This is a genomic window from Burkholderia ubonensis (assembly GCF_902833085.1).
Classification (GTDB): Bacteria; Pseudomonadota; Gammaproteobacteria; order Burkholderiales; family Burkholderiaceae; genus Burkholderia; species Burkholderia ubonensis.
Map to the genome: position 1 here is coordinate 449,011 of NZ_CADFEB010000002.1, position 26,702 is coordinate 475,712.

Annotated in this window: 23 protein-coding genes, 2 pseudogenes and 1 riboswitch; of the genes and pseudogenes, 10 read left to right on the forward strand and 15 right to left on the reverse strand. The window is 66.9% G+C overall.

The genetic code is table 11. The features are described 5' to 3' along the window. Position 1: 1 nt before the first annotated feature. The 5 genes from HWX31_RS06055 to thiC all read right to left on the reverse strand — a co-directional run bounded on the left by HWX31_RS06055 (position 2) and on the right by thiC (position 5,609). Positions 2-1,282 carry an EAL domain-containing protein gene (locus HWX31_RS06055; RefSeq protein WP_174966086.1) on the reverse strand — a complete coding sequence of 427 codons (1,281 nt, stop codon included), beginning with the start codon at positions 1,280-1,282 and terminating at the stop codon, positions 2-4. Between the two features lie 339 nt (positions 1,283-1,621). Beyond that, positions 1,622-2,536 carry a DMT family transporter gene (locus HWX31_RS06060; RefSeq protein WP_174966085.1) on the reverse strand — a complete coding sequence of 305 codons (915 nt, stop codon included), beginning with the start codon at positions 2,534-2,536 and terminating at the stop codon, positions 1,622-1,624. A gap of 134 nt (positions 2,537-2,670) precedes the next feature. Beyond that, on the reverse strand, positions 2,671-2,925 hold the full coding sequence (locus tag HWX31_RS06065) for a hypothetical protein (protein ID WP_174966084.1): 255 nt from the start codon (positions 2,923-2,925) through the stop codon (positions 2,671-2,673). A 287-nt stretch (positions 2,926-3,212) separates the two neighbouring features. Further along, complete coding sequence (locus tag HWX31_RS06070; RefSeq protein ID WP_059659578.1) at positions 3,213-3,425, reverse strand: glycine zipper 2TM domain-containing protein; 213 nt, start codon at positions 3,423-3,425, stop codon at positions 3,213-3,215. 252 nt (positions 3,426-3,677) lie between these two features. Beyond that, positions 3,678-5,609 carry a phosphomethylpyrimidine synthase ThiC gene (gene thiC / locus HWX31_RS06075; RefSeq protein ID WP_059614549.1) on the reverse strand — a complete coding sequence of 644 codons (1,932 nt, stop codon included), beginning with the start codon at positions 5,607-5,609 and terminating at the stop codon, positions 3,678-3,680. Positions 5,610-5,684: 75 nt separating this feature from the next. After that, positions 5,685-5,802, reverse strand: a riboswitch (TPP riboswitch). Between the two features lie 257 nt (positions 5,803-6,059). Between thiC and HWX31_RS06080 the strand changes: the two genes are divergently transcribed. The 3 genes from HWX31_RS06080 (at position 6,060) to HWX31_RS06090 (ending at position 7,886) form a co-directional block, all read left to right on the forward strand. Then, positions 6,060-6,332 (forward strand): pentapeptide MXKDX repeat protein, encoded by a 273-nt coding sequence (locus tag HWX31_RS06080; RefSeq protein ID WP_174966083.1) that lies wholly within the window; start codon positions 6,060-6,062, stop codon positions 6,330-6,332. A 105-nt stretch (positions 6,333-6,437) separates the two neighbouring features. Next, positions 6,438-7,070 carry a cytochrome b/b6 domain-containing protein gene (locus HWX31_RS06085; RefSeq protein WP_076474675.1) on the forward strand — a complete coding sequence of 211 codons (633 nt, stop codon included), beginning with the start codon at positions 6,438-6,440 and terminating at the stop codon, positions 7,068-7,070. A 27-nt stretch (positions 7,071-7,097) separates the two neighbouring features. Further along, a complete protein-coding gene (locus HWX31_RS06090; protein WP_174966082.1) occupies positions 7,098-7,886 on the forward strand; it encodes a molybdopterin-dependent oxidoreductase in 789 nt (262 codons plus the stop codon). A gap of 42 nt (positions 7,887-7,928) precedes the next feature. Here the strand turns inward: HWX31_RS06090 and HWX31_RS06095 are convergent, their stop codons facing one another. Next, complete coding sequence (locus HWX31_RS06095; protein ID WP_175933880.1) at positions 7,929-9,650, reverse strand: methyl-accepting chemotaxis protein; 1,722 nt, start codon at positions 9,648-9,650, stop codon at positions 7,929-7,931. A gap of 699 nt (positions 9,651-10,349) precedes the next feature. On the opposite strand from HWX31_RS06095, the gene HWX31_RS06100 reads away from it, so the two are divergent. Both HWX31_RS06100 and HWX31_RS06105 read left to right on the forward strand, forming a co-directional pair. Then, positions 10,350-11,972 (forward strand): RICIN domain-containing protein, encoded by a 1,623-nt coding sequence (locus HWX31_RS06100; RefSeq protein WP_244143662.1) that lies wholly within the window; start codon positions 10,350-10,352, stop codon positions 11,970-11,972. A gap of 298 nt (positions 11,973-12,270) precedes the next feature. Next, positions 12,271-13,422 carry an EamA family transporter gene (locus HWX31_RS06105; RefSeq protein ID WP_174965309.1) on the forward strand — a complete coding sequence of 384 codons (1,152 nt, stop codon included), beginning with the start codon at positions 12,271-12,273 and terminating at the stop codon, positions 13,420-13,422. A 22-nt stretch (positions 13,423-13,444) separates the two neighbouring features. Here HWX31_RS06105 and HWX31_RS06110 read toward each other — a convergent pair whose 3' ends face one another. The 7 genes from HWX31_RS06110 to HWX31_RS06140 all read right to left on the reverse strand — a co-directional run bounded on the left by HWX31_RS06110 (position 13,445) and on the right by HWX31_RS06140 (position 20,673). Beyond that, positions 13,445-14,647, reverse strand: coding sequence for an MFS transporter (locus HWX31_RS06110; protein WP_174965308.1), 1,203 nt, complete (start codon positions 14,645-14,647; stop codon positions 13,445-13,447). Between the two features lie 214 nt (positions 14,648-14,861). Next, positions 14,862-15,686, reverse strand: a complete 825-nt coding sequence (locus HWX31_RS06115; protein WP_174965307.1) for a phosphodiesterase — start codon at positions 15,684-15,686, stop codon at positions 14,862-14,864. A 63-nt stretch (positions 15,687-15,749) separates the two neighbouring features. Further along, on the reverse strand, positions 15,750-16,787 hold the full coding sequence (locus tag HWX31_RS06120; RefSeq protein ID WP_174965306.1) for an ABC transporter ATP-binding protein: 1,038 nt from the start codon (positions 16,785-16,787) through the stop codon (positions 15,750-15,752). Positions 16,788-16,809: 22 nt separating this feature from the next. Then, positions 16,810-17,694 (reverse strand): ABC transporter permease, encoded by an 885-nt coding sequence (locus HWX31_RS06125; RefSeq protein ID WP_174965305.1) that lies wholly within the window; start codon positions 17,692-17,694, stop codon positions 16,810-16,812. A gap of 10 nt (positions 17,695-17,704) precedes the next feature. Continuing rightward, the gene (locus HWX31_RS06130; protein WP_059659586.1) at positions 17,705-18,529 is read right to left on the reverse strand and encodes an ABC transporter permease; all 825 of its coding nucleotides are present in this window, start codon (positions 18,527-18,529) and stop codon (positions 17,705-17,707) included. Positions 18,530-18,545: 16 nt separating this feature from the next. Further along, a complete protein-coding gene (locus HWX31_RS06135) occupies positions 18,546-19,574 on the reverse strand; it encodes an ABC transporter substrate-binding protein (RefSeq protein WP_059632962.1) in 1,029 nt (342 codons plus the stop codon). Between the two features lie 70 nt (positions 19,575-19,644). Continuing rightward, complete coding sequence (locus HWX31_RS06140; RefSeq protein WP_174965304.1) at positions 19,645-20,673, reverse strand: LacI family DNA-binding transcriptional regulator; 1,029 nt, start codon at positions 20,671-20,673, stop codon at positions 19,645-19,647. A gap of 683 nt (positions 20,674-21,356) precedes the next feature. On the opposite strand from HWX31_RS06140, the pseudogene HWX31_RS06145 reads away from it, so the two are divergent. From HWX31_RS06145 to HWX31_RS06165, 5 genes and pseudogenes are all read left to right on the forward strand, one after another. After that, positions 21,357-21,636 (forward strand): annotated as a pseudogene (locus tag HWX31_RS06145) (tyrosine-type recombinase/integrase); the annotation flags it as partial. 85 nt (positions 21,637-21,721) lie between these two features. After that, a pseudogene (locus tag HWX31_RS06150) lies at positions 21,722-21,832 on the forward strand (IS5/IS1182 family transposase); the annotation flags it as partial. A gap of 253 nt (positions 21,833-22,085) precedes the next feature. Next, positions 22,086-22,931, forward strand: a complete 846-nt coding sequence (locus HWX31_RS06155; RefSeq protein ID WP_174965303.1) for a M48 family metallopeptidase — start codon at positions 22,086-22,088, stop codon at positions 22,929-22,931. Positions 22,932-23,188: 257 nt separating this feature from the next. After that, the gene (locus HWX31_RS06160) at positions 23,189-23,764 is read left to right on the forward strand and encodes a hypothetical protein (RefSeq protein WP_174965302.1); all 576 of its coding nucleotides are present in this window, start codon (positions 23,189-23,191) and stop codon (positions 23,762-23,764) included. Positions 23,765-24,109: 345 nt separating this feature from the next. Continuing rightward, complete coding sequence (locus tag HWX31_RS06165) at positions 24,110-24,352, forward strand: hypothetical protein (RefSeq protein WP_080403911.1); 243 nt, start codon at positions 24,110-24,112, stop codon at positions 24,350-24,352. A gap of 255 nt (positions 24,353-24,607) precedes the next feature. Here HWX31_RS06165 and HWX31_RS06170 read toward each other — a convergent pair whose 3' ends face one another. Both HWX31_RS06170 and HWX31_RS06175 read right to left on the reverse strand, forming a co-directional pair. Next, complete coding sequence (locus HWX31_RS06170; RefSeq protein ID WP_174965313.1) at positions 24,608-25,405, reverse strand: glycine betaine ABC transporter substrate-binding protein; 798 nt, start codon at positions 25,403-25,405, stop codon at positions 24,608-24,610. 103 nt (positions 25,406-25,508) lie between these two features. Continuing rightward, positions 25,509-26,498: a major royal jelly family protein gene (locus tag HWX31_RS06175; protein WP_244143663.1), complete on the reverse strand. Its 990-nt coding sequence runs from the start codon at positions 26,496-26,498 to the stop codon at positions 25,509-25,511. Positions 26,499-26,702: the final 204 nt, after the last annotated feature.

Sequence of the window (26,702 nt, forward strand, 5' to 3'; positions counted from 1 at the left end):
GTCAGCGCATGATCGTGCCCGCGCTGTCGAGCACGAAGTCGACGCAGAACACGACGAGCCGCTCGTGCACGCGGGTCGCGACGGCGGCCGTATAGCAATCGCGGCCTTCCGTCAGCGAGAAGTGCGGCCCCATCAGCGCGACGCGGCCCGGCGCGGCGATCGCGCGCTGGAAGTACGGGCGCCGCGACCAGTTGCTGTGCGTTTCCGGGAACAGCGGCGCGAGGCGTGTGGTGGCCGGATTGCGCTCGTCGGGCTGCGCGCTGATCGACGGCAGGAACTGTTCGCCGATCTCGTTCGTGACGAACACGCGGCGCGCCGACGGCATCACGAGCACGCGCTGCGCGGCGTTGTGCAGGTCGCCGCTCGCGGCGAATGCGGCCGCGCCGGCGAGCACGAGCCGTTCGATCGCATCGAAGCCCGGCTGCGCGGTGCTCGTCTGCGCGTGGCGGCGGGCGATGAAGCGCTTCCACGCGGCATCGAGCAGCGCGGGCGCCGCCGCGCTCGCGCGGGCGATCGACGGGTCGGGCTGGCCGAACTGGAAGCCCTGCACGAAATCGATGTCCGCTTCCATCAGCGCCTGCAGTGCGTCGTCGCTCTCGACGCCTTCCGCGAGCACCATCGCGCCGGCCTGATGCAGCATCGACACGAGGTGATGCATGATGCGGCGGTCCTCGGCGGACCACGTCGCGCGCTCGACGAGCGAGCGGTCGAGCTTGACGATGTCGGGCTTCGCGCGCCACACGCGGTCGAAATTCGAGAAGCCGGTGCCGAAATCGTCGATCGCGATCAGGAAGTCGCGGTGCTGGATCATGTCGATCGTGCGGGCGAGCGCGGCTTCGTCGCGCGACGGCTGCTCGACGACCTCGAGCACGACGCGGTTCGGCGGCAACGCGAAATGCTTGCACAGCAACTCGACGAACTCGCGCTGCACGAGGCCCGAATCGAGCACGCGCGGCGTCACGTTCAGGAACAGCCAGCCGTCGCCGATGCCTTGCGCGACGAAATTGGCGGTATGCAGGCAGCGGGCGAGCCGGTCGAGCAGCAGCGCGTCGGCGACGCCGCGTTGCTGCTCGAACAGGATGCCGGGCGACAGCGTCTCGCCGTTCGCATCGGTCGCGCGCAGCAGCGCTTCATAGCCGACGACGCGCTTGTGCGTGATCGACAGCACCGGCTGGAACACGCTGCGCAGCGTCACGCCGCGATAGTCGGTCACCCAGCCGCTGGGCGTCGGCGTGAGGCGTTCGAGCAAGGATTCGAGTGAAAGGCCACGGGTCTGCGGCATGTCAGCGGCGCCCCGGGACGAACGGCAACGCAGTGTCGCGGCGCGCCGCCGAAGCGGCCGCGCGCGCAGGCAGGCGCGGTAGAACGAGGTCCATCTTGGCCGCCTCCTGCGGATAAGTGTTCCGAGTGTAGCGGGATACGCCCGGTTGGCGTATCAGGGTAACTCCACACGCTCTGCGCGTACAACCCGGTCCGGCGGGAAGGCGCGCGCAGGCATCGACATGGATCAACGGAAACCGTGATGCGGGAGAGGCGGCGCGAACGCAAAAAACGCGCCCATGCGGGCGCGTCCGGCGCGCATCCGGGCGGGCATCGGGCCAGGCCGACGCCCGCGCGTTGGTCAGGTCGCCGGCCGCATGCCGGGCAGCCGCTTGATCACGCCGGTCGCGAGCGCCGTACCGGCGAGCACGATCGCACAGCCCTCGAGCATCACGGCCGACACGTGTTCGCCGAGGAACAGCGCGCCCCACAGCAGGCCGAACACCGGGATCACGAACGTCACGGTGATCGCGCGGGCCGGCCCGACGTGCGCGATCAGGTAGAAGAAGATGAAATACGCGATGCCCGTGCACGCGATGCCGAGGCCGAGGACGGCGCCCCACGCGTGCGCGCCGATCGGCGCGGCCGGCCAGGTCGCGATCGCGAACGGCAGCAGCAGCACCGTCGAGCCGATCATGCTGCCGGTCGCGTTGACGAGCGGGTCGACGCCGGTCAGCTTGCGCTTCGTGTAGTTGGCCGCGATGCCATACAGCAGCGTCGCGCCGAGCGCCGCGGCCGCGGCGAGTGCGGTCGCGCCCGCGCCGGCGCCGCCGTGCGCGCTCGCAACCTGGTCCCAGACGAGCGTGAGCACGCCGGCGAAGCCGATCACGAGGCCGAGCGCGCGCGGCAGCGACAGCTTGTCCTTCAGCCACACGTACGCGACGAGCGCGCCCCACAGCGGCGTCGTCGCGTTGATCACCGACGTCACGCCGGCCGACAGCGTGAGTTCCGCGAACGCGAACAGGCAGAACGGCGCGCCGGAGTTGAGCGCACCGACGACGAACAGCGGCCATGCATGGCGGCGCAGTTGCGCGCCGAGCGTGGCGGGCGCAATGCGCGTCAGCGCGAGCCCGAGCAGGAACAGCGCGCCGATGCCGACGCGCAGCACCATCAGCGGCGCGACGCCGAACTCGGCGACGCCGATTCGGATGAACAGGAACGACGCGCCCCACAGGGCGGCGAGCACGGTCAGCAGGCAGGCATTTTTAGGTGACATCGGTCGTGACGCGCAGGGCAGGGAAGGGGATGCGCTGCATCTTACACCGCGTATCCCGGCCGACGTTTCACGATTGGATGAAATGACAAGAAACGGTAGATTCGCGACGGCTCGCGAGCCGTCGCGCGCGGCCTTCAGTGGTGATGATGCCAGCCGCCGCCGCGCCCGCCGAAGCCGAAATTGAGCGATACCGCCGGCCCCCACCAGCCGCCCCAGGCCGGTGCATAGGCGGGCGCCGGATAGTAGTAGGCGGGCGCGGGCTCGACATACACCGGCGCGGTCTGGACCGGCGCCGCCGCGTAATAGCCGGACGGATAGTAGCCGTACGGGTAGTAGCAGCCGGCGAGAGACGCGCACGCGAGCGCCGCTGCGACGAAGGTTCTGGTCATGATGTCTCCCCGGCGAGGCAGGCGAAGCGCCGATGCTTTAGCTTAGGTTGCGTGTGCGTGACAGGGTATGCAAAACGGTAACGGATCATTTCGCGTACCGGTACGGAAACCGCTGAGGGAACCGCCGCGGACATCGCATTGCGCAATGCACAAGATGCTACGTACTCCACATCGCACCGTCATCCACGCGGCCCACGCCGCCGGCGCGCATGCGAAAACGGCGCTGCCGCAAGCGGGTAGCGCCGTCCGGTCCGGCTCGGCCTGCGCGCCGCGAGGGCGCGACGGGCCTACTTGCCGACCTGGTTGCCGATGATGCCGCCGGCGGCCGCGCCGCCGAGGGTCGACAGCGCATTGCCGCCGATCGCCGCACCGGCGACGCCGCCGACGCCCGCGCCGATGGCCGTGTCGCGCTGACGTCTCGTCATCGAGTCGCATGCCGTCAGGCTGGCCATCGTCGCGACGAGCAATGCGTACACCCCAATACGTCGGATCGAGTTCATGATCGTTGTCCTTGATGTTGTGAACGGAGGGCGCGCGCCCGATCGGTGGCCGCGCTTGCAACCAATCTACGCGCCGCTCCGGGAAGCTGTTGTAAGGACTTGTTAGGGTGTTCGCGCTTTCGTAATGATTTGTTTCCCGGATGCCGGCGGGTACGCAACGTGCACAAAAAAAGCCCGCTCGAAAGCGGGCTTCGTGCATCGCGGAGCGATCCGGCGCTTATTGGACGTTCATCGGGACGCCCATCGGGACGCTCATTGCCGGTGATAGATCTCGGCGCCGGTCTTCACGAACTCGACGGCCTTGACCTCCATCCCTTTCTTCAGCGCTTCGGTTTCGGACACGCCTTGCTGCGCTGCAAACTCGCGCACGTCCTGCGTGATCTTCATCGAGCAGAAGTGCGGGCCGCACATCGAGCAGAAGTGCGCGACCTTCGCCGAATCCTTCGGGAGGGTCTCGTCGTGGAATTCGCGCGCCTTGTCCGGATCGAGGCCGAGGTTGAACTGGTCTTCCCAGCGGAACTCGAAGCGCGCCTTCGACAGCGCGTTGTCGCGCACCTGCGCGCCCGGGTGGCCCTTCGCGAGGTCGGCGGCGTGCGCGGCGAGCTTGTACGTGATGATGCCTTCCTTCACGTCGTCCTTGTTCGGCAGGCCGAGGTGCTCCTTCGGCGTCACGTAGCACAGCATTGCGGTGCCGAACCAGCCGATCATCGCGGCGCCGATGCCCGACGTGATGTGGTCGTAGCCCGGCGCGATGTCGGTCGTCAGCGGCCCGAGCGTGTAGAACGGCGCTTCCTTGCACCAGTCGAGCTGCAGATCCATGTTTTCCTTGATCAGCTGCATCGGCACGTGGCCCGGACCTTCGATCATCACCTGCACGTCATGCTTCCACGCGATCTGCGTGAGCTCGCCGAGCGTCTTCAGCTCGCCGAGCTGCGCTTCGTCGTTCGCGTCGTAGATCGAGCCGGGGCGCAGGCCGTCGCCGAGCGAGAAGCTCACGTCGTACGCCTTCATGATTTCGCAGATCTCTTCGAAGTGCTCGTACAGGAAGCTTTCCTTGTGATGCGCGAGGCACCACTTCGCCATGATCGAGCCGCCGCGCGACACGATGCCCGTCATCCGGTTCGCGGTGAGCGGCACGTACTGCAGGCGCACGCCCGCGTGGATCGTGAAATAGTCGACGCCTTGCTCGGCCTGCTCGATCAGCGTGTCGCGGAAGATCTCCCAGGTCAGGTCCTCGGCCTTGCCGTTGACCTTCTCGAGCGCCTGGTAGATCGGCACCGTGCCGATCGGCACCGGGCTGTTGCGGATGATCCACTCGCGCGTTTCATGGATGTGCTTGCCGGTCGACAGGTCCATCACCGTGTCGCCGCCCCAGCGGATCGCCCACGTCATCTTGTCGACTTCCTCGCCGATCGACGACGTGACGGCCGAGTTGCCGATGTTCGCGTTGATCTTCACGAGGAAGTTGCGGCCGATGATCATCGGCTCGGATTCCGGGTGGTTGATGTTCGCGGGGATGATCGCGCGGCCGCACGCCACTTCCGAGCGCACGAATTCCGGCGTGATCCCGGTGAGCGCATTGGGGCCGAATGCAGCGGCGCCGAACGCCTGGCCCGCATGCTGGCGGCCCATCATCGCGGCGAGCTTCGCGCCGTTCGGGCCGCTCGCCTTCAGGCTTTCCAGGTACTCGGCGCGGCGCTGGTTCTCGCGGATCGCGATGTATTCCATTTCCGGCGTGATGATGCCCTGACGCGCATAGTGCATCTGCGTGACGTTCTTGCCGGCCTGCGCGCGGCGCGGGTGGCGGTGCAGGCCCGGGAAGCGCAGGTCGGCCGTGGCCGGGTCGGCCGCGCGTTCGCGGCCGTAATCGCTCGTGAGGCCCGACAGCGTCTCGGTGTCGCCGCGCGCTTCGATCCAGCGCTGGCGCAGCGCGGGCAGGCCCGCGCGGATGTCGATCTTTGCTTCTGGATCTGTGTACGGGCCCGACGTATCGTAGACGTAAATGGGCGGATTCTTTTCACCGCCGAAGCCGGTCGGCGTGTCGGACTGCGTGATCTCGCGCATCGGCACGCGGATGTCGGGCTGCGACCCCGTCACGTAAATCTTGCGCGAATTCGGCAGCGGCGCGACGGCAGCAGCATCGACGTGCGCGTCGGCGGACAGAAACTTCGGATTGGCGTTCATGCGATCTCCTGATGTGGGGCGCTAGCTAAGCAGGAGACGAGATTCGTGAGGCGGCGGGTTTCGTCAGAGGGATGACGGCGAAGCCCGTACGCTTCCCTGCGCTGGCATTATCCAGATCAGGTTCAAAGGGTATTTCTCACCCGCAATTGCCGGTTTATTGACCGGGCTCATTGCAGGACCCCCGCGTTAGCAAGCGCACACGATACACCGGCTTCGCGGCGGTTTCAACCGGGGACAGATCCGTGCCGGATGCACGGCCGCGGCATCGCGCGGCGCGTGGCGGCGGCACGGCGCGCGCCGAGCACGGGGCGGCGGCCGCGCGGACCCGACGGCGCAGCGCAGCATCGCGCGGCTGCGCGCGTCGCGAAAAAAAATTTTGCGACGGCCTGTCATATGGCGCCGCGTCGTCCGTCTATTCGGCTCCTTAAACCCATGTACTGGAGTGATGTCATGAAAAAAGCACTGATGGCAGCCTGCGTCGCCGGCCTCGCGTTCGCGGTGACGGGCGCTTATGCGCAGAACGACGCGATGTCGAAGGATCAGGCGCCGATGTCGAAGGACGCGATGGGCCACGAAGCGATGTCGAAGGACGAAGGGATGCAGAAGGACGGCATGAAGAAGCCGAAGCACGCGATGAAGAAAGACGCGATGAAGAAGGGCGCCATGTCGCACGACGAGATGGGCAAGCCGAAGCAGGACGACAAGATGAGCCCGTCCAACTGACGGGATGGTTCGCGCGCGGCATGTGCCGCCCGCCCGGTCATGCGTTCGCGACAGCGGGCGCCGCCCGGCCGGCGCGGCAGCCGCGCCACTGGAGGAGTCGTCATCATGCAAACCGTTCACGCCACCGGGCCGGCGGCCGCAACGCCGCCCGCGCGCTCGATTCACCCGCCGTGGGTGCGCGTGAGCCACTGGCTCAACGCGCTCGCCGCGATCGTGATGGTGCTGTCCGGCTGGCGCATCTACGATGCGTCGCCGATCTATCCGCCGTTCGCGTTCCCGCACGGCATCACGCTGGGCGGCTGGCTCGGCGGCGCGTTGCAATGGCATTTCGCGGCGATGTGGCTGCTCGCGGGCAACGGGATTTTCTACCTGACGATGGCGATCGCGACCGGACGCATCGCGCGCAAGTTCTGGCCGGTCACGCCCGCCGCGGTGTGGCGCGACTTGCGCGCCGCGCTGCACGGCAAGCTGTCGCACGACGACCTGAGCGTCTACAACGCGGTGCAGCGCGCGGCCTACCTGACCGCGATCGTCGATCTCGTGGTGCTGGTGCTGTCCGGTCTCGTGATCTGGAAGTCGGTGCAGTTTCCGCTGCTGCGCACGCTGCTCGGCGGCTACGACAACGCGCGCGTCGTGCATTTCTGGGCGATGTCGGTGCTCGTCGCGTTCTTCGTCGTGCACGTCGCGATGGCGCTGCTGGTGCCGCGCTCGCTGCTCGCGATGCTGCGCGGCCGCTGAACGGCCCGCGCGACCAAGGAGATCATCATGTCCGAACCCGAAGACACGCGCGCACGTGCGCGCTGGACGCTCGACCGGCAGGCGCTCGCGCTCGACGTGCGGCGCGAGCTCGCGATGCCGTCGCGGCGCCTGTTCAACCGCCGCATCCTGACGCTCGGCGGCCTCGCGATGCTGTCCGGCTGCACGCTGCAGGACGATGCGTCGGTCAACGCGTTTCTCGAGAAGGTGTCGCGGATGAACGACCGCGTGCAGGCATGGCTGTTCAACCCGGACCGGCTCGCGCCGACCTATACCGAAGCGGACCTGACGCGGCCGTTCCCGTTCAACGCGTACTACGGGATCGACGAGGTGCCGCACGTCGATGCGGCGACGTACCGGCTCGCGCTGTCCGGCCGCGTGAGCGGCAAGCGCGTGTGGACGCTCGACGAGCTGTATGCGCTGCCGCATGCGGAGCAGATCACGCGGCACATCTGCGTCGAAGGATGGAGCGCGATCGGGCGCTGGGGCGGCACGCCGTTCGGCGCGTTCCTGCGGCGCGTCGGCGCGGATACGAGCGCGAAGTACGTCGGCTTCAAATGCGCGGACGATTACTACGAGAGCATCGACATGCCGACCGCGCTGCATCCGCAGACGCTGCTGACGTTCGAGTACGACGGGCATCGCCTGCCGCCCGAATTCGGCTTTCCGATGAAGCTGCGGATGCCGACCAAGCTCGGCTACAAGAACCCGAAGCACATCATGGAGATCTTCGTGACCAACACGTATCCGGGCGGGTACTGGGTCGACCAGGGGTACAACTGGTTCGGCGGGTCGTAAGCGGCGCGGCGCACGGCGTGTGCCGCGCGCCACGTGCGCCGGTCAGAAGGTTTCCCAGTCGTCCGCGCCGCCTGCCGTGGCGAGTGCCGGTGCGGCCGACGCAGCCGCAGGTGCGGGCGCCGGGCGGGCGGCGGCGCGCCGCGCGACCGGGCGCGCAGCCGCTGCGCGCGGGGCGGGAGCGGGCGCCTTGAGTGCCGCGGCCGGCGCGGTCGCGCCGCCGTCTGCGAGCTTGAACACCGAGACTGCGCGCTTCTGCTGCCCGGCCTGCTGTTCGAGCGACTGCGCGGCGGCGGACGCCTGTTCGACGAGCGCCGCGTTCTGCTGCGTGACTTCGTCCATCTGGCCGACCGCGATGTTGACCTGCTCGATCCCGCGGCTCTGCTCCTCGGACGCGGCCGAGATCTCCGCGTTGATGTCCGCGACGCGGCGGATCGCCTGCTGCACGTCGCCCATCGTGCGGCCGACCGCTTCCGCCTGCGCCGAGCCGTCGCGGACCGTCTCGACCGAGCGCTGGATCAGCTCCTTGATTTCCTTCGCGGCGCTCGACGCGCGCTGCGCGAGGCTGCGCACCTCGCCCGCGACCACCGCGAAGCCGCGGCCCTGTTCGCCGGCGCGCGCGGCCTCGACCGCGGCGTTCAGCGCGAGGATGTTGGTCTGGAATGCGATGCTTTCGATCAGCCCCGTGATGTCGGCGATCTTCGACGAGCTCGTGCTGATTTCGGTCATCGTCACGAGCATTCGCTGCACGACCTCGCTGCCGTTGTCGGCGACCTCCGACGCATTGGCCGCGAGCGTCGTCGCCTGGCGCGCGTTGTCCGAGTTCTGCTTGACCGTCGCGGTCAGCTCTTCCATGCTCGCGGCGGTTTCCTCGAGCGATGCGGCCTGTTCCTCGGTGCGCGACGACAGGTCCATGTTGCCGGCCGCGATCTCGCTCGACGCAACCGAGATCGACTCGCTCGACGCCTTGATCCCGCGCACGATCTCCGCGAGATGCGTGTCCATCTGGCGCAGCGCGACCAGCAGGCGGCCGAATTCGTCGTTCGTGCGGATCTCGATCGCGTTCTCGAGATGGCCTTCGGCGATGCGCTGCGCGGCGTTCATCGCGATGCCGAGCGGCTGCGTGATCGCGCGCTGCAGATACTGCCACGCGCCGATCGCGGCGGCCACGCCGATCGTGACGATACCGAGCAACACCCACAGCAGCGTGTGGAACGTGTCATTGCCCTGGTCGGCCGCTTCCTTGACCTGCTTCGCGTTGATCGCGATGTCCTCGTCGATGCTGTCGGTGAGCGCGGTGCCGAGCGGGCGGATCTTGTCGATCGCCGCCGCCGTTGCGTCGGCGTTGCCCGCTTCGGCCGCGCCGAGCGCGGTCGACGCGAGCGCGCGGAAATCGCCGAGCTGGCCGGCGATGCGGTCCGCGAGCTTGCGCTCGTCGTCGGCCGTTACCTTTGCCGGGTAGTAGTCGTTCCACGCGGCCAGCATCTTTTTCTCGCGCTCGCGGATGCGATCGACGAGGTTCTTCACCTCGGCCGCGTCACGCGTCGTGACCAGCTGCGCCAGGCCGAGGCGCATCTGCAGCGCGCCCGCCTGGGTGCTCGCCAGGTCCTCGATCGGCACGGTGCTGTCGGTATACATCGCACTCATGTCGGAACTCAGCGTGGCGAGCCCCCGTATTCCTCCCAGTCCGATCGCGATCATCACGATCACGCAAGCGCCGAATGCGATCGCGATCTTGAGCTTGATGGTGCCTGTCAGCTTGTTCATACCCAGCTACCCATGTGAGAAAAACCTGTTGCTTCCCGGGCCCGCATCGATGCATTTGTCAGTTTATTAAGCTGAAATCCCATCATGTGGGCGGGGTGATGGCCGGGTATACGGCAACGGGAATCGGTTCATTAGGAAAATTGAACCAACAGGGTCAAATAATCGATCTCGCGAGAAAACGTCAGTCAACAGCCTTTCATATAGCGCCCAAACAGCTTTCGAATGGGTTGCGTGCGAATGGGCGTCTCCCTGCCGCCGGCCACGCCGGTTCACTTCGTCGCAGTTCGCACTCTCATGTCGTTCCATGCGTTCTCGGTTGCCGGTTGCCGGGCCGGCGTGACGGAGGCTGACGAATTTCGGACATGTCTGATTGTTCGCGCATCGTCAGGAATCTAGCATTGGCTCTCCGCGGTCGAGACGCGTTCGCACTCGCCGCTGGTGCCGCACCCGTTGCCGCGGCACGCGTCGATCAAACCGCATCGAGACGCAGTGAAGTCCATCTCGTTTTTCTGCACTGCGAATCGGAAGACCGGGCGTACCTGCCCGGCTGGTCGGGTCGCGCGCGGTTTCCCTGTCAAGTCGTTACATGGTTGGTCATCGAATATGAGTCTTGTCGTATTCCGGCGTGTCTGGTCGTTCAGTTTGCTTTGCGCGGTCGCGGGTGTGACGTTGTCGGCCTGTGGAGGGGATGGTTCCGACGTGCCCGCCGTCGTCGAGCAGGAAAAGGCGGTGCCGCAGGAGCAAGAGGTCGTTGCGGATACCGTCGCGGCGTCCGACGAGCCGGGGGCGCCTCCGGATCCGGTATATCCGCAGTCGCCCGAGCCGCCGGAGGCAGCCGAGCCGCCACCGGCGCCGAATCCGCCCGAGCCGCCGCCCGAGCCGCCCGCACCTGCCGACGCGAGCCTCGCCATCAGAAACCTCGCAACCGGCGAGAATCTCTGCCTGGCGATTTCGACGAGCAACGGCACGTACGTCGGATTCCAGTCGTGTTCGGGAGCGGACGCGCAGCGCTGGCGGATGGTGCGGACCCCGAGCGGCTATTTCCAGGTGAGGAACGTGCTCGCGGAATCGCAGGGCAGGGACGTCTGCTTGCGCGCGGCTCCGTCGAATCCGGGCACGGTCAACATGTGGCCTTGCGATGGCACCGATTATCCAACGACACGGCTGTGGCAAGCGGACTTCGACGCAGACGGTTCGTTCGCGATGCGGAACAAGCACTGGTCGGATATCGGCAAGCGCGTTTCGCTGCAATCGACGGACGGCACGCTCGCGATGCTGCCGGCTGTCGAGCAGCCTGCCGCGCGCTGGACCTATGACGGCGACGTGCCGTCGCCGGTGCGAATCGTGACGGGCGATCGCCGGGTGCTGTTGATGTCGGCGCATTTCACGGACCAGACGGCGAATCCTGCGGAGCCGATCCGCAAGGCCGTCTTTGGCGACGGCGCGAATTTCGGTTCGCTCGCGCACTATGTCGGATTGGCGTCGCGCGGCAAACTGACGCTCGGCGGCACGATGCTGACGGACGTCGATCTCGGCGCGTTCCCGGCCGGCTGCAATTCGGGCGCCATCCTCGATCAGGCGAGGGCCGCCGCGCGGGTGCGAGGCGTCGATCCCGGTGCGTTCGACTACCTGTTCGTCGACTTCCCGCGCTCCAGCGAATGCAAATTCGCCGGACTGGCGGCGCGGCCGGGGCAATGGATTCTGTCGAACGGCTCCGGCCACGCGTACTGGATGTGGGCGCACGAATTCGGTCACGGGCTGGGCGCAGGGCACCCGGATTCGCTGCGGAATTGCCCGATCGAGGGCGGCGCCGTCATGCTCGGCGCCGACTGCGTGACGGGCGGCATCGACGATCCGGCCGATACGTTGGGCGGCGGCGGCCGGCGCATGTATCCCGTCGATTACCAGCTGTTCGCGGGGTGGCTCGACGAAGCCGACGTGCCGCTGCTCGTGACGCCGGGTACGTACCGCCTGGCCCCGCTCTGGAGCGCGCTGCCGGGCAAGCAGGGCTATCGCCTGCCGCGCGGCGACGGCTCCTACCTGCTGCTCGAATTTCGTCGTCCGTGGGGAGCGAAGGGCACGTATGAAGACTGGCCCGACACGTCGCCGTTCGTCAATGGCGTGGCCGTGCGGATCGTCCGCTATCCGGGCCGCAGCATTCAGAACACGCTCGTCGATGCGACGCCGGACAGCAACGACGGCATGAAGGACGCGCCGTTGATGCCCGGCAAGTCGCTCGTCGACACGGTGTCCGGGCGGCGCATCACCGTGCTGTCAGCCGATGACGGCGGCGCGGTGGTGCAGGTCGAGACGGTTCGCTGACTGCGCGCCGCGCGAGCCCCGGGTGTCGCGCCGAAACGTCAGTCGGCAACCTTTCAAGCGGGACGCCCGCTTCCTTTCGAATCCTTGATGCCATAATGCCGAGCATGCGCCATCGCAGCGGTGGCACACGTTTTCCGTCCCTCTGCCGCCGGCTCCGCCGGCTTACTTCGTCGCCGTTCGCATCGTCATGTCGTTCCGCACGTTCGCTCCCGCCGTCCTGGTCCTGTCCGGGCCGTTTGCCGGTCCTTCCGGCGTCTTTCAGCGGAGCACGCGGCGCGCCGTGCGGGCAGGCTGAACGATGACGCCGCTCGACCGTCTCCTCGATTTCTTCGCCCGCCACCCGATCCGCCTGCCGCAAAGCCGCGGCGGACGCGTCGCGCTCGCGCTCGTATTCATCTACTTCGTGTGGGGCTCGACCTACAGCGGCCTGCACTTCGCGCTGCAGTCGTTCCCGCCGCTGCTGCTGTCGGGGCTGCGCAACCTGCTCGGCGGCATCGGCCTGTTCATCTTCGCGCTGCGGCGCAAGCCGGAATGGCCGACGCTCGTCGAGATCCGCAACACGGCGATCGTCGGCACGATGCTCGTCGCGCTGTCGTCCGGCACGATCGCGCTCGGGATGCGCACGGTCAGCAGCGGCTCGGCCGCGGTGATGGTCGCCACGGTGCCGCTGTTCGCGACCGTGATCGCGGCCGTCGCGGGGCGGCCCGTGACGAAGGGCGAATGGGTGGCCGTCGCGCTCGGGATGGTCGGCATCCTCGTGCTGAATTCGGGCGGCGCGGCGGCCACGAACTCGGCGCTCGGCACGATCTGCGTGCTGGCCGGCGCGCTGTTCTGGGCGGGCGGCGCGCACCTGTCGACGCGGCTCAAGCTGCCGTCCGACCTGTTCCTGTCCACGTCGCTGCAGATCGGCCTCGGCGGCCTGATGTCGACGCTCGCCGCGTGGCTGCTCGGCGAGCGCATCGAGCATCTCGCGGCGGGGCCGGTGTTCGCGTTCCTGTACCTGATGGTGTTCTGCACGATGGCCGCGTACGTCGCATACGGCTACCTGATCCGTCATACGAGCCCGATCATCGCGAGCAGTTGCATGTACGTGAACCCGATCGTCGCGGTCGCGATCGGCGCGCTGATGCTCGGCGAGCCCGTGACGATGGCGACCGTGATCGCGACGGTCGCGATCCTCGGCAGCGTCGGGCTGTCGTTCGTGTTCGACCCGGCGCGGCGGCGCGTGTCGCAGACGGCTTCGGCGAGCGTCTCGACGCCCGTGACAGCGTCCACCGAATCCGCATCCGCGCCGGAGCCCGCCACGGCATCTGCAACGAAGTCAGCACCGGCATCGACGCAGGCGACGATGCCGACGTCCGCACCCGAGCCGATGCCGGCAGCGACCTATGCGTCAGCGCCCGCGTCGAGCATCAAGCCGGTGCCCGGCGCCCCGGCGGCCGACGCGTGACGGCGACCCGCGCGGCTGCCGCTTAGCCGCCGCGCTTGCCGCCCCGATGGTGGCACGCGCCGGCGAGCGCGGCGAACACCAGCCCCGCTGCGCACATGCCGGTCCAGCCGAACGCGCGCCACGCGGCGACGCCGGCCGACGAGCCGAGCGCGCCGCCGATGAAATAGCACACCATGTACACCGTGTTGACGCGGCTGCGCGCGTCGGGCTTCAGCGCATAGATGCGCGACTGGTTCGAGATCTGCGCGGCCTGCACGCCGACGTCGAGCACGATCACGCCGATCACGAGCCCGGCGATGCTCGCGCCGGACAGCGCGAAGATCACGAACGACAGCGCGACCAGCGCAATCGCGAGCGAGATGATCGCGCGCGGTCCGCGCTTGTCGGCGACGCGGCCCGCATAGGGCGCGGCGAGCGCGCCCGCCGCGCCGACGATGCCGAACAGGCCTGCCGCCTGCGGCCCGAGATGGAACGGCGCGCCGGCGAGCAGCAGCGTGAGCACCGGCCAGAACGCGCTGAATGCCGCGAAGATCGCGGCGCCCGTCAGCGATGCTTCGCGCAGCCCGCGCAACTCGGCCGCGAGATGCCACATCGAGCCGAGCAGCTTGCCGTACGGCAGCGTCGATGTCGGCGAGCTCCTCGGCAGGCGCAGCACGATCACCGCGGCAAGCGCGACGAGCGCCGCGACCGACGCGCCGAACACCGCGCGCCATCCGAAGTATTCGGCGACGAAGCCGGCCGCCGTGCGCGCGAGCAGGATCCCGAGCAACAGGCCGCTCATCACGGTGCCGACCGCTTGCCCGCGCGCGGTGGGCGGCGCGATTTCGGCGGCGAACGGCACCGCCTGCTGCGCGATGGTCGCGAGCACGCCGATCGCGAGGCTCGCCGCGGCGAGCACCGTGAGCGACGGCGCGGCGGCCGCCGCGACCAGCGCGACCGACAGGCCGGCGATCTGCAGCAAAATCAGCAGGCGGCGGTCGAAGCGGTCGCCGAGCGGCGCGAGCAGGAACATCCCGGCCGCATAGCCGAGCTGCGTGGCGGTCGGCACCGCGCCGATCCACGATGCGTGGTCCGGAAACGCTGCGCGGAAGCTGTCGAGCAGCGGCTGGTTGTAGTAGATGTTCGCGACCGATACGCCCGCGATCGTCGCGAGCAGCAACAGCAGGCTGCGCGAATAGTGGGGCGAGGCGGCGTCGGTCGGACGGTCGGGGGCTACGGAAGACATGGCGATACGGGGCGCTCGGGTATGACGTGACCCGCGCGGGCGCGGCGGCTGGCGCCGGCGCGGGCCGGGCATCGGTCGGGGCAGCCGATGATACCGGAGCCGTGCGAAACGTGCCGGTCACGGCCTCGCCGGGCCGAGCGCGCACACAGGCCCGGCGGCGGTGCGAGCGGCGGCGAGGGCCGCCACTGCGCCGGAACTGCCGCCGCGGCCGCGCTCAGTCGACGAGCTCGCCCGTCGGCTCGTAGAACGGATACGGGCCGTCGCCTTCGTCGATGTACACGTGATGCGTGATCATGCCGGCATCCGGCGTATGGCGATGCACGGCGAACGCGGGCGGCTCGAGCCGGAACGCCGACGGCGCGTTATCGCGCAGGTCGAACGCGACCTGGTGCGCGGGCGCCGGCACGGCCGACGCGATCGTGCCGCCGAAGCGCGCGAACATCGTCCGGTGCACGTGGCCGCACAGCACGCGTTCGACGTTCGGGTAGCCGCGCAGCAGCGCGTCGAGCTTCGCGGCGGCGGCGGGCGCGAGCCGCAGCGCATCCATGTGGCCGATTCCGGACGCGAACGGCGGGTGATGCAGCGCGACGATCACGGGCCGATCGCGCGCGGCGTCGAGCTGCGTGGCGAGCCATGCGAGGCGCGCGTCGCACAGGTCGCCCGCACTCGCGCCGGGCACCTGCGAATCGAGCGCGAGCACGCGCACCGCGCCGACGTCGAACGCGTACTGCACGAACTCGCCGTCCTGCCATTCGGGGCGATCGGCGAACGCGCGGCGCAGTGCCGCGCGGTCGTCGTGGTTGCCGACCATCAGGTAATAGGGAATCTCGAGCGGTGCGAGCAGGTCGCGCAACTGCGCGTATTCGTCGTCGCGGCCGAAATCGACCAGGTCGCCGGTGATGAGCACCGCGTCGGGGCGCGGTGCGAGCGCGTTCAGGCGCGCGATGCAGCGCGCGAGCGCGGCGGCCGTGTCGACGCGCTGGTAGGCGAGTTGACCGGGCCGCTTGATGTGGAGATCGCTGATTTGGGCAAGCAACATCGTGTTCCTCGGATCATCGGTTTATTGTGGGGGGCGTCAGGTGCGGCACGCGCCGCAAGCGGCTCAAGCGGCGGCACCGAGCGCGATCAGCCCGTCGGCCGCGATCGCGATGCCGACGGCCGTGCCGCGCGCGAGCTCGATGCGGCCCGGCACGTCGATCACGAGCGCGTCGGGTGCCGCGTGCTCGATCGTGAGCCGGGTGCGCTCGCCGAGGAACGCGCAGCCGCTGACCGCGCCGCGCAGCGGCGCATGCGCGGGATCGGCGAGCTGCGCGTCTTCCGGCCGGAAGAACCATTCGTCGGCGGCGTGCGGCGTGACGAGCGCGCCGCCCGTCGTCACGAGCGCACCGTCTCGCCATTCTCCCGCAATACGGTTCAGCGTGCCGATGAACTGCGCGACCGCGCGGTTCGCGGGCCGGTAGTAGATGTCGCGCGGCGTACCGATCTGCTCGATGCGGCCCGCGCTCATCACGACGATGCGGTCGCCGAGCTCCATCGCCTCGGCCTGGTCGTGCGTCACGTAGACGGTCGTCACGCCCAGCTCGCGCAGCAGCGCGTTCATCTCGCGGCGCAGCGCGTCGCGCAGCTTCGCATCGAGCGCGGTCAGCGGCTCGTCGAGCAGCAGCACGCGCGGCCGCACCGCCAGCGCGCGCGCCAGCGCGACCCGCTGGCGCTGGCCGCCGGACAGCTGGTCGATCGGCTTCTCCGCGTGCGCGTCGAGCCGCATCATCGCGAGCAGGTCGTCGACGCGCTCGCGCAGCACGCGCGGCTCGGTCTTGCGGATCTTCAGCCCGTAGCCGACGTTGCCGCGCACCGTCAGGTTCGGAAACAGCGCGTAGTTCTGGAACACCATGCCGACCTGGCGGCGCTCGATCGGAAGCCGGGTGACGTCGTCGCCGCCGAACAGGATCGCGCCGCCCGCATCCGGCGTGTCGAGGCCGGCGATCAGGCGCAGCGTCGTGGTCTTGCCGCAGCCCGAGGGCCCGAGCAGCACGAGCGTCTCGCCCGCGCCGATCGACAGGTCGAGCGGCTCGAGTACGCGGGTGCCGCGGAAGGTTTTCGCGCAGCGGGTCAGGGTGATCGGGATCGAATCGAGTTTCATGTGAGTGACGGGTTCAGCCGGTTCAACGTTTCGCGCGCTTGACCGCGCGCGTGCCGGACGGATCGACGCCGAGCCACTGCATCGCGACGAGGAGCGGCAGCGTCATCAGCAGGAACAGGATCGTGTACGCGCTGCCGACTTCGAGGCGCAGCGACGCGTAGGTGTCGGCGAGGCCGACCGGCAGCGTCTTCGTGTCGGGCGTGTGCAGCATCCACGTGAGGTTGAACTCGCCGATCGACAGCGTGAGCACCGCGAGCGCGCCCGCGACGATGCCGGGCCGCAGGTTCGGCAGCACGATCGTGACGAAGCGCGTGACGAACGACGCGCCGAGACTCGCCGCGCCTTCCTCGAGCGTGCGCAGGTCGGCGCCCGCCGCGACGGCCGCGACCGCGCGCACCATGAACGGCAGCGTGAACACGACGTGGCCGGCGACGATGAACCACGGGCTCATCCGGAACGCGGTGAAGCCGCCGTAGACGACGAGCAGCGCGAGCGCGGACGCGAGCCCCGGCAGCGCGACCGGCAGCACGAGCGCTTCCTCGATCACGCGTGCGAAGCGGCCCTTGCTGCGCGCGAGCGCGTAGCCTGCCGGCACGCCGACGGCGAGCACGATCGCGAGTGTCGCGAACGCGACGACGAGCGACAGCACGACCGAGCCGTGATACTGCTGCCACACCTGTTCGAGCCAGCGCAGCGTGAGGCCGCTCGACAGGCCGCGGAAGTAGTTGACGGTCAGCCCCGCGAGCACCGACATCACGACGGGGACGATCAGGAACGCGCCCAGCAGCAGCGTGACGAGCCATTGCAGCGCGGCGATCGCGCGTGCGCCGGTCACGCGCGGCGCGCGCTGCGCGGCGCCGTTCGCGCGGGCAGGGGCGGGGGCGGAGGAATCGGAAAGCGAATGCATCGAATGGACCTCAGGCGGCCGCGGCCGCGGTGTGGCCGGTGAACTGGCGCGCGAGCGCGAGCACGGCCCACGTGACGACGCCGAGCACGATCGACAGGCCGGCGGCCGTCGCGATGTTCGCGTTCAGCGTGAATTCGGTATAGATCGTCATCGGCAGCACGTTCAGGTCGGTCGCGAGCGTGAACGCGGTGCCGAAGGCACCCATCGCGGTCGCGAAGCAGATTGCGCCGGCCGCGATCAGGCCCGGCGCGAGCGCCGGCAGCACGATGTCGCACAGGATGCGCCACGGCGACGCGCCGAGCGAGCGCGCCGCTTCCTCGAGCGACGGATCGAGCTTCGACGCCGCGGCGATCACGGTGACGATCACGCGCGGGATCGAGAAGTACAGGTAGCCCGCGAACAGGCCCGCGACCGAATAGGCGAACACCCACTTGTCGCCGGCGAGCTTCGCGGACAGCATGCCGATCAGCCCCTGCCGGCCCGCGAGCATGATCACCATGAAGCCGACGACCACGCCCGGAAACGCGAGCGGGAAGGTGAGCAGCGCGAGCAGCACGCGCTTGCCGGCGAACTCGCGGCGCGCGAGCAAGAGGCCTGCGATCGTCGACAGCGCGAGCGTCGCGAGCGTGACGGCCGCCGACAGCGCGACCGTCTCGCCGAGACTTTTCATGTAGCGCGCGTTGCCGAGCAGCGCCGCGTATTGCGTGAAGAACGCGCCGTTGGCCGACACCTGCGCGAGCGCCACCATCGGCAGCAGCCAGAACGCTGCGAACACCGCGAGCGCGGGCGCGACGAGCGCGATGCGCCAGCGCAGCGGGAAAGTCAGGTCGAGCATCGGTCGCGTCCCGCCGTCACTGCATGATCTGCAGGTATTGCTGGCCGAACGCCTGCTGGCCGGCGGCCATCTTGCCGAAGTCGACGGCCTTCGCGCGCGCATAGTCGCTCGCCGGCAGGAACTTCGACGCGACGTCGGCGCTCATCGCCTGCGCGCGCACCGGGCGCAGATAGGCGTTCGCCCACAGCTTCTGGCCTTCGTCGGACAGCACGAAATCCAGCACCTTGCGGCCGTTCGCGTCATGCGGCGCACCCTTCACGAGGCTCATCACGTACGGCACCGCGATCGTGCCTTCCTGCGGAATCACGAACTCGACGTTCGCGTGATCCTTGTACTTCGCGCGGTATGCGTCGAAGTCGTAGTCGAGCAGGATCGGAATCTCGCCCGACAGCACGCGCGCGTAGGCGGTCTGCTTCGGCACGATCGGCGCGTTGGCCTTCAGCTTGCGGAACCAGTCGAGGCCCGGCTTGAAGTTGTCGAGACTGCCGCCGAGCGCCTGGTTGACGGCGACCGCGCCCGCGTAGCCGACGAACGCGCTCGACGGATCGAGATAGCCGACCATCCCCTTGTATTCGGGCTTCAGCAGGTCCGCCCACGAGCGCGGCACCGGCTTGCCTTCGAGCGCGTCCTTGTTGACGAAGAAGCCGAGCGTGCCCGAGTGGATCGCGAACCAGTAGCCCTGCGGGTCTTTCAGGTTCGCCGGGACGTCGTTCCAGTGCGCGGGCTTGTACGGCGCGATCACGCCCTTGTCCTTCGCCTGGAACGCCGACGACACGCCGAGATAGACGACGTCCGCGACCGGACTCTTCTGTTCGGCGATCAGCTGCGCGATCGCCTGGCCCGAGTTCTTGTTGTCGAACGGCACGCGCACGCCGGTCTTCTGCTTGATCGCCGCGATCTGCGCGGCCCAGTCGGCCCATTCGGGCGGGCAGTTGTAGCAGATCGCGGTGTCTTCCGCGTGCGCGGCGGGTGCGCCCGCGAGAAGCGCGGCGCAGGCGAGCGGCGCGGCGAGCGCGCGCAGCAGGGACGTCAGTCGAAATGTCACGGTGTGGTCTCCGGGTGAGCGGGTGGGGCGCGACGGGGGCGCGTGTCGTGTGGTGGTGCGATCAGTGCAATCAGGCTTCGCGTACGCGCAGGTCGGCCGGCGTGATCGTCGCGACCGTTGCGCCTTCGCGGACCGTGTGCGGCAGGATCCGCGACGTGCGTTCGATGGTCGCGCCGCCGATGCTTTCGACGAGGCGCAGCCACGCATGGCGGCCGATGTCGCGGTTCGGCGTCGCGACGCTCGCGAGCGGCGGCGCGAGCAGCTCGCCGATCGCGATGCCGTCGAAGCCGAGCACCGAGATGTCGTCGGGCACCGAGAAGCCCGCGCGCCTGAGGCCGCGCATCACGACCATCGCGAGCAGATCGTTGCTGCAGAAGAGGGCCGTCGGACGCGTCGCGCGCGCGGTCAGGTGCGCGAGCACCGCGTCGGGCAGCTCGGGCGCGTTGAAGTCGACTTCGACGGGCGGCAGCGGCGCGACGCCGCTTTCCTCGAGCGCCTGCGCACAGCCGAGATGACGCTGCCGCGCGCGGTCCGACGCGGCGAGCGAGCCGGCGAGCATCAGCACGCGGCGATGGCCGCGCGCCGTCAGCATGCGCACGCCGTCGTAGGCGGCGCGGCGGTTGTCGACCGACACCGACGGGCGGTGCTGCGTGTCGTTGTGCATCAGCACGTAATGCGGGCCGTCACGGTCGAGCATGTCGAGGAGCGGATGCGTGTCGGCATCGGCGACGGTCAGGATCAGCCCTTCGACGCGCTGCTCGCGCAGCGTTTCGATCGCGTGGCGCTCGCGCGCCTCGTCGTACTCGGTCGTCATCAGGATCAGCTTGAAGCCGGCCGCGGTTGCGAGCTCGTCGATGCCTTGCAGGCAGTCGGCGAACACCGGGTTCGCGAGCGTCGGCAGCACGACGCCGATCAATCGCGTGCGCTCGCCGCGCAACTGGCGGCCGAGCGGGCTCGGGCGGAACTTCAGCGTATCGATGGCCGTGCGGATCGCGGCGAGCGTCGCGGGGCTGACGGTATGCGGCGCGTTGAGCGCGCGCGACACGGTGGCGATCGAGAAGCCGGCGAGTGCGGCCACATCCTTGATGGTCGGGGGCATGAGGAAAGCACGATGTAAACGTTTTCGGCGAGGAAATTATCGAGAACGTTTATGACCGTCCGATGACGCACGATTTGGGGGCGAATCGGCGGGCGCGCTTGCGCAATCGTGTGAAGGATGCGGCGTGGGGCAGCGCACGTATTGTATCGGCGGATGGTGTTGTTCGCGCTGGAGCGGATGCCCTCGACGGGGTCAAATGCGGACCGCGCGCGCGAGCAGTGGTAGAATCCCGTCCGCCCTTGCCGGGGTGATGAAATTGGTAAACATAGCGGACTTAAAAGATTGAGTGCCCGGCCGGAAACGGCCGGTGCAGAACCCTTCAAATTCGGTGAAACCCCTGATGCACGGCATCGAGGCAACGCCGAGCCAAGCCTCGCGGCGCACGCGAGGAAGGTGTAGAGACTAGACGGGGGGCGCCTAAGGCGCACGGGCAACCCAGCGAGCCCGCACGCGATGGCGAAGGCATAGTCCAGCGCACGAACGGCGTCGCCCAGACGAGGCCGGCTTCGAAAGAAGCAGTGTGACGAAAATCCGCCGCCTTAACTGGCTTGCCGGTTCGAGTCCGGTCCCCGGCACCAATGGTTTATCCCGCTGTATCTCATGCAGTCTCGGAACCCCGCTCAGAACCCTCGTCTGACGGGTTTTTTTCGTTTCATGGCGTTTCGTTGGGGCACATGCATCTCGACCTCGACAAGGGCGAATGGCGGTATCTCGTCACGAAAACACGTGTTCCCTGGTGCGCGGGATCGCAAACGGCCAATAAGCGAGGCTGCAATCAACGCGGCGCTGCGGCGCCTAGGCTACGACACCCGTACCGAGATCACCGGGCATGGATTCCGCGCGATGGCGCGAACGATCCTGCATGAGGAGCTTGAGCAGAAGCCGGAGGTGATCGAGCACCAACTCGCGCACACGGTTACGGATAACCTTGGCTCGGCCTGCAACCGCACGAAGTTCATCAAGTAGCGCCGCGAGGTGATTTACGCGCGTAGTCCGAAGGGGAAGGCTGAACGAGCTGCGCATCGCCGCGCCTCGATGCGGCATATCGCGACGAGAAATCCGTTTCGTGCGACGTGCCGACAACCATGAAGCCTTTCTCAAACTCGGCCGCTGCTTGATCTGCTGGAATACCTTGCAGCGGACTCGGCAGTCTTTATGAAACCGTCTCTAAAGGAGATGAGCGATGAAGCCGAGTAGAATAATGGGCGCCCTGCGTCTGTTAGCGTGGCGGGCTGTCTTTACGCAGCGGAAATTCCCGAAGAGGTGCAATCGCTAGTGCAGTCGATAACAGACGTGCAGCACACGTTGATGCCGTCGATCTTCAATACTGAGATATGCGCATGTATTTGAGGCTGAAAATCGAGCGTCGATGAAGTCTGAAAACGAAATGTCAAAAAAATGGGGGTATTTCAATGAACGTTAGAGAGCTTCAAAACAAGAGGGAACGTGCGTATCACTGGCTCATGGTTGTAATTGGAGCCGTTCTCTGGGTGGTGGTCGCGAAATTGGTGGCGGACTACTGGGAGCACCCGAAATTTGGGCAAGCGATTCATATGTACGTTGGATACGCCGTCGCCTTTATGGCGTTCCGTTGGATTGCCGGTGTGATGTACCGCGCGATCGCATTTGGAAACATGATGCTGCTTGGTCCGTCCCAGTTTCCTCAGATTCATGCGATGGTGGTGGCCGCAGCGAAGGAGGTTGGTCTCAGTGAGCCGCCGAAGACTTTTATATACAACTCGAATGGATTGTTTAATGCATTTGCCCGACGCATCCTGGGCGGTCGCTATGTCTTTCTGACATCGGCACTCGTTCAGGCAAATAATGATGCCCAGGTGCGTTTCGTGATCGGGCACGAAATTGGGCATCATGCCGCCGGGCATCTGAACCCATGGATGAATTTCGTCAAACTTCCGGCGCACATTGTTCCATTTTTGGGCAAGGCGTACTCGAGGGCGAGAGAGTACACCTGCGACAGCATCGGGGCGTACCTGTCGAAAGATGCCCATGCATCCCGAAGTGCGTTGCAAATGCTTGGATGCGGGTGTCAAAGACTGAATGAATCCATGAATTGCGAGGCGTTCGCTGCGCAAGAGGATAGCGTACCTCCGATTTCCGGCTTTCTTGTCGAGATTTGCAGGACGCATCCGCGTCTGACGCGACGTGTTTCTGCAATCGATGCATGGTCAAGATATGCTGGCGACGTGGGTGATGGAAAGCCGGCCTTCAATTTGGAAAAGCCCGCAATCCAGCAGTAGTTGCAGGCGCTTGAACTCGATGGATTGGGTCGTCGCGCGATTTTTATATCGTGCATGACCGGTCCCGCACCAGGATCGCTTCCATGCGAATCCGGCGAACGCATGAATCCCGCGAACGGTCGACGTTTCGCGGGTTTTTTGTTTCAGTGGCGTTTCACCGTTCGAACGTTCTTCCCGTGACGTGAAGCGAACGTCCGCCTCATTCATCTGATCGCCGCCCTGCCTTAGCCTTGGTTCTCACACCAACGGAGGCAATCATGGCCGCTGCAGAAGAAGCTTCAAAGGAACTCCTGTTCATCCTCAAGGCGCTCGGTTCAAGAAGTTGTACGGTCATGAACGCCGATGACATTCCTGAAATCAGGGGTGCCGGCGCATATACGCTTTGGCTCCGGCTCAATTCCGGCGGCGAGATGGTGCCGACATACGTTGGATGTACCACTCGACCGATCAGCCTGCGATTGAACGAGCACGTGTCGTCCGAAAAAGGCAAGATTCGTGAGCTGTTATCCGGCGTAACGTTGGAGCATGGCCTCCCCAAGGGAGCAAAGAGCCTGGATGGCGTTCACGTCGAGTACATCGAGACAGATCGACTGGCCGCGGCGATGGTCGAAGCCATCCTGCTCGGCTCGTTCGATTTTGCCCAGAATACCGCCGGAAATGGCCCGAGTCGCGCCATCAAGGCAGATCCGGGAATCGGTACGAAACCGGAGGTCACGATAGAAAAGCTGAAGGACACCGGGCTGATCAAGTCATTCATTCAACAATTCGAGGTGGCCCGGGGCGTCATCAAGGATTTCTGCAATTCGTTGGATGATGCGGTGGGGCGTCATTAGGCTTTTCCCGCATGTTCCCGGCGACCCGCCGGCCGATGAGGCCATTCCTCGCGTCAGCCCGCAAGCAGACCGCCGGATCATCACGTCATTTCACGTATCTGCTCAATCGACGCCGCCGGTAACGTTTCCAGTTCAGGGCATCTACCTACGGCGCGGCGCACCAGATTCATTACTTGCGAGATAGAATATTTATTCCGTGCCTGCATTGAGTTTCCGCGAGAGATAGTCGGAATCTGCCCGATTTGTCGCGGATGGCGTCGACCTGGGCGGCGGTCATGTAGGGATGTTGCGAGTTGTCGTATTGCCGCCAACACCGAAATGTAGGAGTGCGATTCGTCAGCGCATATGCAAATGTCCAGACTGTTTCAATGCAAGGATCCTGTGCTCACCATGCTAAGTCCGCACGAAATCACCACATTGTTGATGGTCAGGAATGCGCCGGACCAGATCGGCTCCGACCGTGAGGAGCTTCTCACGTTGCTGGAGCGTCAACTGATCGCCATCGATCCGATGGTTTCGGATTTTCGGCGGATCGAGGTGACCGCCGAAGGGCACGCAGTCCTGAACGCGGTCTCGCGAATTCGCTAGGCGCAGCGGGCAGTTCGGCAAGACCGGCTTCGGCTGTTCGAGGAGGCGAGCGTCGATCGTCGCCCTGGATTGGACGCAATGACGGAGGCAACCATGGACGGATCATGGATCGGGATTGTGGTCGGAACGTTCGTGCTGGCTCTCGTGGCGCGTGCCGCAGCGAACCACTATCGCCGCGTGCATCGTCGCGCGGAATTGCTCAGGAATCTGGATCACCACGACTGGTGCCGATGGACACACGCTCATCGGGGTGGTTCAAGAGCAGTGAAACGATGAAGCGGCCCCGCGCGTCAGCGTTCGCGCCGCATCCAGCGGATCAAGATTGTCCCGCGAGATGAGGTAGTCCAGACGCGAGACTTCCGCATTGCCGATGGTTGCATTCCGCAGGTCGCGCACCGCGCCGTCGGGCAGCTTTTGCATCAGGCTGTGCCGGGCGACGAGCGTAGCCTCGTCCGCGCCGCCGAGGATGCCTAATGGATCCTCGAGGCGTCGGATCTCGTGCTTCTCGTGCAGGAACTGCGGCTCCCAAAGCGGGACCACGGCCCACTTGCGGAGCCGGACCGCTTCCTCGTACGCGCCGACGCACTCGTCGAGCGTGCCGTTCTCGAAGTGATAGCCCAGCTCCGCGAGGCCATAGCGGGCCACCGCGGTTCGCGAAAACCGGCTGATCCCGGCGCCGGGCCCGATGCCCTGGATGCGCTTTTCCATTCGCGCGACTGCATCGGGTTTGCGCAGGTCGTCGATCGTCGCGATCACGTCGCCAGGCACGTAGGCCGGGACACCCCAGTATGCGTAGGGGTGGTACAGCACCGCGACCTTCTCGAACTGTTCGGCCATCGGGTCGAAATAGACGCCATGGCTGTCCGGCAGCCACGCGCTGCACAGCATGTCCGCCGTGCCGTCGCGCAGATGTTCGAACGCCTTCTCATGCGGTGCGACGATCTCGACCACGGATACGCCGTGGCTCGCGAGTATCGAGCGAACGACGCCCGATGCCGCGCGATGAAAGGAGAGATCGATCGTGGCGAGACGTACTTCTGCTTGCGTTGTCATCATAGGTATTCCGGATATGACGCCCGGCACGACTCGCCTGCCGGGACGTCGGGTGGCTCGCGCCGTGCCGCCTCATCGGCGCAGGGGCGCATGTTCTTCGTCCTTACCGCAATCCGTCGGGAAGGTCGAGCCGATAGAGCGCGACCGGAAAACGGACGGTCGAGCGGCCGTGATTGAACGCAGGGGCGCCGTCGATTTGCGGCACCGGGAGATAGATGCGCCCGTTGCCGTCGAGGAACGGTGCATCGGTCCAGCGCAGGCGCTCGTCGCGCGCGAGCATCGAAATCGTGCCGTCCGGAGCACGCCGCATCAGCGAGTTGTCAGCCAGCGGCGTGTAGTACAGGCTGCCGTCCGCGCCCATCGCGGTGCCGCCGACCGGCGGATTGTCGAACCACGTCGTGACGTGCCGGGCCAGTTCGTCGTCGCCGAGCGTATCGTCGTCGAGCAAGCGCGTCTCGATCCGGGACATCGGCCCCGACAGGGGGCCGAAATAGAAGTACCGGCCGTCGGGACTGAGTTCGAGAGGGTCGGCGTTCACCGTCAGCGCCTGACCGTCGTCGGACGTGAGCGCCTTGCCATTGACGACGATCCGGTCGCCGGCGCGAGCGCGAGTAAACGATTGCCCGTCGAAGCGCCGCCGCACGCCGCCGTCGTCGAGGTCGAGCACGAGGATCGCGCCCTCACCGGCGTCGGTCAGATACGCGTGATGTCCGTTGATACGGATATCGTCGACGTAGGTATGGGCGCGGATGGCTTCCTTCGGAAACGTGTAGACCCGTATCACCGTGTCGGTGCGCGGATCGATGTGAACGACCTTGGCGCCGCCCGCGACCGGCGTGCCGCCGAAATCGGGCGAGCCGGTGTCGACGATCCACAGGTCCCCGTGCGCGTCCCGGTGAATCGCGTTCACGCTGACGAACGCGCGCATAGCGTCGCCGCCTGGCGTCCAGCTGTTCCACTCGCGATCGGGGTACGGTGTCAGCGTCCCGTTTGTCGCGACCGTGGCGACCGCCGGCCCCGTATTGCCGGTCCAGCGCGGCGCGCTGACGATGATGCGGCCGCGCGCGTCGACGGCGACCGCATTCCATGGCATCCGCGTGCTTTGCCGCACGGTGACGAGTTTCGGCTGGGGCGCTGCCGCATGGGCGGGCGCGGAAATGGTCGCGGCATCGGCACACGGGACACTGCTGCTCAATGCGGCGGCAATAAGCGCCGCCAATGAGCGACTTCTGAAGAGGCGAGGCATTTCGTTTCCGGAGAATGTATGAAATCGCATGATCGCGATGCGGCGGATGCC

Excerpts from the sequence above, each read along its gene's own strand:
- HWX31_RS06055 (WP_174966086.1), bottom strand. The coding sequence starts at position 1,282 with ATGCCGCAGACCCGTGGCCTTTCACTCGAATCCTTGCTCGAACGCCTC.
- HWX31_RS06060 (WP_174966085.1), bottom strand. The coding sequence starts at position 2,536 with ATGTCACCTAAAAATGCCTGCCTGCTGACCGTGCTCGCCGCCCTGTGG.
- HWX31_RS06065 (WP_174966084.1), bottom strand. The coding sequence starts at position 2,925 with ATGACCAGAACCTTCGTCGCAGCGGCGCTCGCGTGCGCGTCTCTCGCC.
- HWX31_RS06070 (WP_059659578.1), bottom strand. The coding sequence starts at position 3,425 with ATGAACTCGATCCGACGTATTGGGGTGTACGCATTGCTCGTCGCGACG.
- thiC (WP_059614549.1), bottom strand. The coding sequence starts at position 5,609 with ATGAACGCCAATCCGAAGTTTCTGTCCGCCGACGCGCACGTCGATGCT.
- HWX31_RS06080 (WP_174966083.1), top strand. The coding sequence starts at position 6,060 with ATGAAAAAAGCACTGATGGCAGCCTGCGTCGCCGGCCTCGCGTTCGCG.
- HWX31_RS06085 (WP_076474675.1), top strand. The coding sequence starts at position 6,438 with ATGCAAACCGTTCACGCCACCGGGCCGGCGGCCGCAACGCCGCCCGCG.
- HWX31_RS06090 (WP_174966082.1), top strand. The coding sequence starts at position 7,098 with ATGTCCGAACCCGAAGACACGCGCGCACGTGCGCGCTGGACGCTCGAC.
- HWX31_RS06095 (WP_175933880.1), bottom strand. The coding sequence starts at position 9,650 with ATGAACAAGCTGACAGGCACCATCAAGCTCAAGATCGCGATCGCATTC.
- HWX31_RS06105 (WP_174965309.1), top strand. The coding sequence starts at position 12,271 with ATGACGCCGCTCGACCGTCTCCTCGATTTCTTCGCCCGCCACCCGATC.
- HWX31_RS06110 (WP_174965308.1), bottom strand. The coding sequence starts at position 14,647 with ATGTCTTCCGTAGCCCCCGACCGTCCGACCGACGCCGCCTCGCCCCAC.
- HWX31_RS06115 (WP_174965307.1), bottom strand. The coding sequence starts at position 15,686 with ATGTTGCTTGCCCAAATCAGCGATCTCCACATCAAGCGGCCCGGTCAA.
- HWX31_RS06120 (WP_174965306.1), bottom strand. The coding sequence starts at position 16,787 with ATGAAACTCGATTCGATCCCGATCACCCTGACCCGCTGCGCGAAAACC.
- HWX31_RS06125 (WP_174965305.1), bottom strand. The coding sequence starts at position 17,694 with ATGCATTCGCTTTCCGATTCCTCCGCCCCCGCCCCTGCCCGCGCGAAC.
- HWX31_RS06130 (WP_059659586.1), bottom strand. The coding sequence starts at position 18,529 with ATGCTCGACCTGACTTTCCCGCTGCGCTGGCGCATCGCGCTCGTCGCG.
- HWX31_RS06140 (WP_174965304.1), bottom strand. The coding sequence starts at position 20,673 with ATGCCCCCGACCATCAAGGATGTGGCCGCACTCGCCGGCTTCTCGATC.
- HWX31_RS06155 (WP_174965303.1), top strand. The coding sequence starts at position 22,086 with ATGAACGTTAGAGAGCTTCAAAACAAGAGGGAACGTGCGTATCACTGG.
- HWX31_RS06160 (WP_174965302.1), top strand. The coding sequence starts at position 23,189 with ATGGCCGCTGCAGAAGAAGCTTCAAAGGAACTCCTGTTCATCCTCAAG.
- HWX31_RS06165 (WP_080403911.1), top strand. The coding sequence starts at position 24,110 with ATGCAAATGTCCAGACTGTTTCAATGCAAGGATCCTGTGCTCACCATG.
- HWX31_RS06170 (WP_174965313.1), bottom strand. The coding sequence starts at position 25,405 with ATGACAACGCAAGCAGAAGTACGTCTCGCCACGATCGATCTCTCCTTT.
- HWX31_RS06175 (WP_244143663.1), bottom strand. The coding sequence starts at position 26,498 with ATGCCATGGAATGCGGTCGCCGTCGACGCGCGCGGCCGCATCATCGTC.